The sequence below is a fragment of the Aquabacterium sp. genome (genome assembly GCF_030652515.1).
Lineage (GTDB): Bacteria > Pseudomonadota > Gammaproteobacteria > Burkholderiales > Burkholderiaceae_C > Aquabacterium.
Genome location: NZ_JAUSAR010000142.1, coordinates 21,241 through 29,527, shown reverse-complemented (window position 1 = coordinate 29,527; position 8,287 = coordinate 21,241). Strand labels below are relative to the sequence as shown.

Annotated in this window: 6 protein-coding genes; 5 read left to right on the top strand and 1 reads right to left on the bottom strand. The window is 63.5% G+C overall.

Going from position 1 to position 8,287, the window contains the following annotated elements; translation table 11 throughout:
* Together Q7V20_RS16850 and ahpF are read left to right on the top strand one after the other, a co-directional pair.
* Positions 1-306 (top strand): redoxin domain-containing protein (locus Q7V20_RS16850; RefSeq protein ID WP_304793755.1); only part of this gene is annotated, 306 nt, incomplete at its 5' end.
* Between the two features lie 87 nt (positions 307-393).
* Complete coding sequence (ahpF, locus tag Q7V20_RS16845) at positions 394-1,956, top strand: alkyl hydroperoxide reductase subunit F (RefSeq protein ID WP_304793753.1); 1,563 nt, start codon at positions 394-396, stop codon at positions 1,954-1,956.
* Between the two features lie 52 nt (positions 1,957-2,008).
* Here ahpF and Q7V20_RS16840 read toward each other — a convergent pair whose 3' ends face one another.
* Positions 2,009-2,923 (bottom strand): LysR family transcriptional regulator, encoded by a 915-nt coding sequence (locus Q7V20_RS16840; protein ID WP_304793750.1) that lies wholly within the window; start codon positions 2,921-2,923, stop codon positions 2,009-2,011.
* A gap of 101 nt (positions 2,924-3,024) precedes the next feature.
* On the opposite strand from Q7V20_RS16840, the gene Q7V20_RS16835 reads away from it, so the two are divergent.
* The 3 genes from Q7V20_RS16835 to Q7V20_RS16825 are packed head-to-tail and all read left to right on the top strand — an operon-like array spanning position 3,025 to position 8,285.
* Complete coding sequence (locus Q7V20_RS16835) at positions 3,025-3,891, top strand: alpha/beta hydrolase (RefSeq protein ID WP_304793748.1); 867 nt, start codon at positions 3,025-3,027, stop codon at positions 3,889-3,891.
* Entirely contained in the window at positions 3,888-5,096 is a 1,209-nt protein-coding gene (locus Q7V20_RS16830) for an efflux RND transporter periplasmic adaptor subunit (RefSeq protein WP_304793745.1), read from the top strand. The genes Q7V20_RS16835 and Q7V20_RS16830 overlap by 4 nt, the downstream gene beginning before the upstream one ends.
* 12 nt (positions 5,097-5,108) lie before the next feature.
* Complete coding sequence (locus Q7V20_RS16825; protein WP_304793742.1) at positions 5,109-8,285, top strand: efflux RND transporter permease subunit; 3,177 nt, start codon at positions 5,109-5,111, stop codon at positions 8,283-8,285.
* Positions 8,286-8,287: the final 2 nt, after the last annotated feature.

The following is an 8,287-nucleotide window of genomic DNA, read 5'->3' as shown; positions in this document are numbered from 1 at the left end:
GACGCGGTCGGCAAGGCCAAGTTCCCCCTGGTCGGCGACCCGACCCACAAGCTGACCCGCGCCTTTGGCGTGCACATCGAAGAAGAAGGCCTGGCCCTGCGTGGCACCTTCATCATCAACCCCGATCTGGTGATCAAGACCGCTGAAATCCACAGCAACGAGATCGCCCGCGACGTGTCCGAAACCGTGCGCAAGCTCAAGGCTGCCCAGTTCACCGCCGCCAACCCTGGCCAGGTGTGCCCCGCCAAGTGGAAGGAAGGCGCCAAGACGCTGACGCCTTCCCTGGACCTGGTCGGCAAGATCTGATTGATTTGACAGTTTGATGATTGATTGACCGCCTCCTTCGGACTCACGAGGTCCGAGGGGGGCACCCCAGACCAAAGGATGCACACCATGCTCGACGACACCCTCAAGGCCCAACTCGGCGCTTACCTGGAGCGCGTTACCCAGCCCTTCGAGATCGTGGCATCGCTGAACGACTCAGAGGCATCCCGCGAGACACTCGAGCTGCTGCAGACCATCGTGGGGCTGCGCAGCGACAAGATCACCTTGAAGACCGACGGCCAAGATGCCCGCCGACCTTCCTTCTCATTGCAGCGCACCGGCAGCGACACACAGTTGCGCTTTGCCGGCCTGCCCTTGGGCCACGAGTTCACCTCGCTGGTGCTGGCCCTGCTGTGGACCGGTGGTCACCCACCCAAGGTCGAGCAAGAAGTCATCGACCAGATCAAGGGCCTGGATGGCGACTACGCCTTCGAGGTCTACATGTCCCTGACTTGCCACAACTGCCCCGACGTGGTTCAAGCGTTCAGCTTGATGGCGGTTCTGAACCCCAAGGTGCGCACCACCGTCATCGAAGGCGGTGCCTTCCAGGACGAGGTGAATGCCAGAGAGATCATGGCCGTGCCCATGGTCTACCTGAACGGCCAGGTGTTCGGCTCAGGCCGCATGACGCTGGAAGAGATCGTTGGCAAGCTGGACACCGGCGCCGCGGCCAAAGACGCCGCCAAGATCAGCGCCAAGGCCCCTTATGACGTGCTCATCATCGGTGGTGGCCCCGCTGGTGCTGCGGCGGCCGTGTACGCCGCGCGCAAGGGCATCCGCACCGGCCTGGCTGCCGAGCGTTTTGGTGGGCAGGTGAACGACACCCTGGCCATCGAGAACTACATCTCGGTGCTCGAGACCGACGGCCCCAAGTTCGCGATGGGCCTGGAAGCGCACGCCCGCACCTACGATGTCGACATCATGAACCTGCAGCGTGCCGAACAGATCATCCCGGCGGCGCAGCCTGGTGGCCTGATCGAGGTCAAGCTGGCCAATGGTGGCTCGCTCAAGGGCAAGACCGTGATCCTCTCCACCGGCGCGCGTTGGCGCAATGTGAACGTGCCCGGCGAGCAGGAGTACAAAAACAAGGGCGTGGCTTATTGCCCCCACTGCGACGGCCCACTGTTCAAGGGCAAGCGCACAGCGGTGATCGGCGGCGGCAACTCGGGCATCGAAGCGGCCATTGACCTGGCTGGCATCGTGGCCCATGTCACCGTGATCGAGTTCGCCGACCAGCTCAAGGCCGATGCCGTGCTGGTGCGCAAGCTCAACAGCCTGCCCAATGTGACCGTGCACACCAACGCCCAGACCACCGAGATCACCGGGGCCGAAGGCAAGGTCAACGGCCTGCGCTACAAAGACCGCGCCACGAATGAGGAGCACCTCGTGCCGCTGGAAGGCGTGTTCGTGCAGATCGGCCTGGTGCCCAACACCGAGTGGCTCAAAGGCACACTGGAGTTGTCACGCCATGGCGAGATCGTGGTCGATGCGCGTGGCGCCACGTCTGTTCCCGGCGTGTTCGCCGCAGGCGATGCGACCACGGTGCCGTTCAAGCAGATCGTGATCGCTGCGGGCGATGGTGCCAAGGCGGCGTTGAGTGCGTTTGATCATTTGATCCGCACCTCGGCCTGAGGCTGAGAGGCTCTTTACCAAAGGCGGCTGAGGGAAACTTCAGCCGCTTTTTTCATGCCAGGCGCCTCAAGCCCGGGGCGTTTTCAAAGAACTCCGCAGCCCATTCCACAAAGGCCTGCACCTTGGTCGACAGGTGCCGCTTGGACGCATACACCACGTAAACCGGCACCGGGTCGCTGGACCAGTCCGCCAGCACGGCTTGCAACAAGCCCTGCTGGCAATACCTCTGGTAAGAAAAACTGGGCACCCGGCCAATGCCCACGCCAGCCAGACAGGCATCTTCGTAAACGTTGGAGTCATTGACCGCCAAAGGTCCATCCAACATCAACTCCAGGCGCTCGCCGTCCTTGGTGAAATCCCAAGGCACCGCCCTGCCCGACCCGTGCAGAAAATAGTTGATCAAGGCATGCTTGGGCAAGTCACTGGGATGCTTGGGCACGCCATGTTGGGCCAGGTAGCTGGGCGATGCACAAGGCACGAACCACATTGACCCGATGCGCCGCGCAATCAAGGAGGGGTCGGTGATTTCGCCAGCCCGGATCACGCAATCGACTCCTTCACTGACCATGTTGACCGGCCGATCGCTGCAGCCCATCTCCAATCTGATCTTGGGATGCCTGGCCAGAAAATCGGGCAGGCCTGAGGCCAACAAGTAGCTGGCCATGCCGGTGAAAACGTCGATCCGCAAGCGTCCATTCGGATCACCCTGGCGCGAAGAAACGGAATCGTCAGCCTCACGCAAGTCGTCGAGGATGCGCAGACAGCGCTCGTAGTACGAAGCGCCATCGGCCGTCACCGTGACCTTGCGCGTGGTGCGGTGCAGCAAGCGCACGCCCAACTGGCTTTCCAGATCCTGGATCAAGGTGGACACGGTGGCTTTGGGCGCCTGCATGACCTCGGCAGCGCGCGTAAACCCGCCCGTGTCCACCACCCTGACAAAGGCCTCCATGGCCTTTAGCTTGTCCATTGTTCAAAATCCTGAACAGTTAATTCGTCAATTGCCAGTTTATTAGAAACAGGCAAACAAATACAGTCACCATTCATTCCACCCTCCACCGCGCTCCGCCCATGTCTCATCAAGCTGTCAACGCCGCGCCTGACGCCATCTTTGAATGGCCTGGCAGCAGTGGTCCGCTGCATTTGCGCCTGTACCGCGGTGCGCCCGAAAAGGCCAGCGATGCGCTGATGGTTTTTTTCCATCCCGGCGGTTTTGTCGTGTCCGACATTGAATCGACCGACTCTTGCTTTCGGGTGCTGGCCGACAGTTGCAAGGTCAACATGCTGGCGCCCTGCTACGCCCTGGCCTCCGACCGGCCCTTCCCCGCCGCCGTGGAAGACGCGCACGCCGTGCTCACGCTGACCCACCAACATCGCCGCAAGCTGTTCTGGAAAGGCACGCAGCTGTTCGTTGGTGGCGTGGAGGCCGGTGGCAATCTGGCCGCCGTGTCCGCCCTGGTCTGCCGTGATCGTCAAGGCCCCAAGCTGGCAGGCCAGGTGCTGGTCATGCCCATGCTGGATGCCAGCATGTGCTGCGACTCCATGCGCCACGCCGCCGACCAGCCCGACACGGCCGAAGTGGCTCAGGCCCTGGAGCGCAGCTACCGCACCTACCTGCCGCACCCGTCCGATCGCCTGCACCCTTATGCCAGCCCGCTGCAGGCCAGCCGGCTGACCGGCCTGCCCCCCGCTTTGATCATGCACACCGAAGGCGACCCCCTGTCTGACGAGGCCCGCGCCTACGCCAACAAGCTGGTGCAAGCCGGCATCTCGGTGGACCAGGTCACTCTGCCCCCGGCCGATGTGAACAACGTCAGCGAGCGCTGCGAGATCACGGCCGACGACCCGTGCGTGACCGCCTTGAGTGCATTTCTTGCAGCACACCGCTCACCCCCCTCTTCCAGTTCCACCATCTCCGAAAAACCGAGTCAAGCATGATGAAAAACCTTCAACCCACCCTCTCTCGTCGGCCGTTGCAGGCCGGTTTTGCCCTCGTCATCCTCGCGGCAGCGGCCATGTTGAGCGGCTGCGGCAAGGAGCAGGACGCTCACGCGGCCCCTGCTGCTGGCGCCCCTCCCGCGATGCCGGTCAGTGTGGCCGAGGTGCTGTCACGTGCCGTGGCCGAGCAGCGCGAGTTCTCTGGCTTGATCGAGGCCATTGACCGCGCCGAACTGCGACCGCGCGTGTCGGGCTACATCGACAGCGTCAACCTCAAGCCCGGCATGCTGGTCAAAAAGGGTGACGTGCTGTTCGTGATCGACCCCCGCCCCTACCGTGCCGAACTCGCGCGTGCCGAAGCCGCTGTGGCTGGCTCACAAGCCAAGGCCGATCTGGCCAAGACCGAGCAAGAGCGCTCCCGCAAGCTTCTGGCTGACAACGCCATTGCCCAGCGCGACTACGACGAACGCACCGCCAATGTGCGCCAACTCGACGCCGCCGCGCGCGCTGATCAGGCCGCCTTGCAAACCGCCCGCCTCAACGTGGAATGGACCACCATCCGCGCACCGTTTGACGGCCGCGTCGGCAAGGCCGAAGTCACTGTGGGCAACCTGGTCGATGGCAACACCGTGCTGACCTCGGTGGTGTCGGCCAACCCGATGTACGTCAGCTTCAATGGCGATGAATCGACCTACCTGCAACTGGGCAAACAGGCTCGTGCCAACCCGGCTGCGATGAAGCTGCACATTGGCCTGTCGAATGAAAAGGGCTTCCCGCACGAGGGCAAGCTGGAGTTCGTGGACAACCGCGTGGACCCGGTCGCGGGCAGCGTGCGCATGCGTGGCCTGGTGGACAACAAGGATGGCCTGCTGACGCCTGGCCTGTTCGCGCGCGTGCAAGTGGGCACCGCATCGCCCACTGGCGCGCAATCCGCATTGGTGGCCGAGCGCGCCATTGGCACCGACCAGAACCGCAAGTTCGTCTACGTGCTCAATGACAAGAACCTGGCCGAGTACCGCCCCATCCAATTGGGCACGCAAGTTGGCAACCTGCGCGTGGTCACCTCCGGCCTGAAGGCGGGTGAACGCATCGTGGTCGATGGCCTGCAACGCGTTCGCCCTGGCGCGCCCGTGGCACCGCAAGTCGTGCCGATGGATGGCCCTGCGGGTGGCGCCTCCGGCGCGGCTGCTGGCGCCCAGAAGTAAGGACACCACGCCATGAACTTCTCAAGATTTTTCGTGAACCGCCCGATCTTCGCGGGCGTGCTGTCCATCCTGATCTTCATCGCGGGGGTCATCGCGATCTTCCGCCTGCCGATCTCCGAGTACCCTGAAGTGGTGCCACCCTCCGTGGTGGTGCGCGCGCAGTTCCCCGGCGCCAACCCCAAGGTGATCGCCGAGACGGTGGCCGCGCCGCTCGAAGAGCAGATCAACGGCGTCGAGAACATGCTCTACATGTCCTCGCAAGCCACCACCGATGGTGCGCTCACGCTCACCGTCACCTTCAAGATCGGCACCAACGTCGATCAGGCCGAAACCCAGGTGCAAAGCCGCGTGCAGCGCGCCCTGCCTCGGCTGCCCGAAGAGGTGCGCCAGATTGGCGTGACCACGGTCAAGAGTTCGCCCAACCTGACCATGGTGGTGCACGTGCTCTCGCCCAAGGGCACGTACGATGACGTCTACCTGCGCAACTACGCCGCGCTCAACATCAAAGACCGGCTGGCGCGCTTGCCGGGCATGGGTGATGTGCAGGTGTTCGGCGCGGGCGACTACGCCATGCGCATCTGGCTTGATCCTCAAAAGGTATCGCAACGCGGACTGACCGCCGCCGACGTGGTGGCCGCCATCCGTGAGCAGAACGTGCAAGTGGCCGCGGGTGTGGTCGGCGCTCCGCCCAACACCGGTTCGCCCTTCCAGTTGTCGGTCAATGCCTCAGGCCGCTTGACCACCGAAGAGCAGTTCGGCGACATCATCGTCAAGACCAATGGCGACGGTGGCGTGACCAAGCTGCGCGACGTGGCCCGCATCGAACTGGGTGCCCAGCAATACGCGCTGCGCTCGCTGCTGAACAACAAGCCCGCCATCGGCATGGGTATTTTTGAAGCGCCCAATGCCAATGCGCTGCAGTTGTCGGCCGATGTGCGCAAGCTCATGGCTGAGCTGAAGGATGACTTCCCCGCCGACGTCGATTTCGCCATCGTCTACGACCCGACGCAGTTCGTCAGCGCCTCCATCGAGGCCGTGATCAAGACGCTGATCGAAGCCGTGGCCCTGGTGGTGATCGTGGTCATCGTTTTCCTGCAAACCTGGCGCGCCTCGCTGATCCCATTGCTGGCCGTGCCCGTGTCCATCGTGGGCACCTTCGCGGTGCTGCTGGCCTTTGGTTTCTCGATCAACACGCTGTCACTGTTCGGGCTGGTGCTGGCCATCGGCATCGTGGTGGACGATTCCATCGTGGTGGTGGAGAACGTCGAGCGCAACATCGCCAATGGCCTGAGCCCGCATGAAGCCACCATCCAGGCCATGAAGGAAGTCTCCGGACCCATCATCGCGATTGCCCTGGTGCTGTGCGCGGTGTTCGTGCCAATCGCTTACGTGGCTGGCCTGACCGGGCAGTTCTACAAGCAGTTCGCGCTGACCATCGCCATCTCGACGGTGATCTCGGCCTTCAACTCGCTGACCCTGGCCCCCGCCCTGGCCGCCGCGCTGCTCAAGCCGCACGACGCACCCAAGGACAAACTGGCCCGTGGCATGGACTGGGCCTTCGGCGGCTTCTTCCGTGTCTTCAACCGCGTGTTCGACCGCGCCTCGCACCGCTACCACGGTGGCGTGGCGGGCATGCTGGGCCGCAAGAGTGCCACGATGATCGTCTACGCCCTGCTGTGCGTGGCCACCTTCTTCGTGTTCAAGGCCGTGCCCAGTGGCTTCGTGCCTGCGCAAGACAAGCAATACCTGGTGGGCTTTGCCCAACTGCCTGACGCCGCCTCGCTGGACCGCACCGACGCCGTGATCCGCCGCATGTCGGACATCGCCAAGTCGGTGCCTGGTGTGAGCGATTCGGTCGCCTTCCCCGGCCTGTCGATCAACGGCTTCACCAACGCGCCCAACGCCGGCATCGTGTTCTACACGCTGGACGACTTCGCCAAGCGCAAGGGCCCTGGCCTGTCTGGCAACGAGATCGCCGCCGAGGTCAACAAACGCCTGGGCGCCATTCAAGACGCTTTCATCATGGTCTTTCCGCCGCCGTCGGTGAACGGCCTGGGCACCATCGGCGGCTTCAAGCTGTTCGTGGAAGACCGCGGCAACGTGGGTTACGACGAGCTGTACAAAGGCGTGATGGCCCTGCAGATGAAGGCCTGGCAAACGCCGCAACTGGCGGGCGTGTTCAGCAGCTATCAGATCAACGTGCCGCAGTTGTTCGCCGACGTGGACCGCACCAAGGCCAAACAACTGGGCGTGCCACTGGGCAGCATCTTCGACACGATGCAGATCAACCTGGGTTCGCTGTACGTCAATGACTTCAACAAGTTCGGGCGCACCTTCCAGGTCGTGGTTCAAGCCGATGCGCCTTTCCGCGCCAATGCCGAAGGCATCTCGCAGCTCAAGACGCGCAGCAACACCGGCCAGATGGTGCCCCTGGGCAGCCTGATGACCGTGTCTGACTCGTATGGCCCCGACCGCGTGCAGCGCTACAACGCCTACGTGGCAGCCGACATCAACGGTGGCCCCGCCCCTGGCGTGTCGTCTGGCCAGGCGCAAGCCATCATGGAGCAGATCGCCAAAGAGACCCTCCCCAAGGGCGTGGCCATCGAGTGGACTGACCTGACCTACCAGGAGATCCTGGCCGGCAACACCATGGTCTACGTGTTCCCGCTGTGCGTGCTGTTGGTCTTCCTGGTGCTGGCCGCCCAGTACGAAAGCTGGACGCTGCCGCTGGCCGTGATCCTGATCGTGCCCATGTCCATCCTGTGCGCGCTGGCAGGCGTCTACATCACGCATGGCGACAACAACGTGTTCACACAGATCGCGCTGTTCGTGCTGGTCGGGCTGGCGTCCAAGAACGCCATCCTGATCGTCGAGTTCGCCCGCGAGCTGGAGCACCAAGGCCGCAGCATCGTCGAAGCCGCGTTGGAGGCCAGCCGCTTGCGCCTGCGCCCCATCTTGATGACCTCGATCGCTTTCATCATGGGCGTGGTGCCGCTGGTGTTCTCGACCGGTGCGGGCGCTGAGATGCGCCATGCCATGGGCGTGGCCGTGTTCGCCGGCATGCTGGGCGTGACGCTCTTCGGCCTGTTCCTGACCCCCGTGTTCTACGTGCTGCTGCGCATGCTGGCCCAACGCTTTGAAAAGCCGCGCCCCGCGCCCTTGGCAGCACTGCCCCTGGAGGCCCATTGATC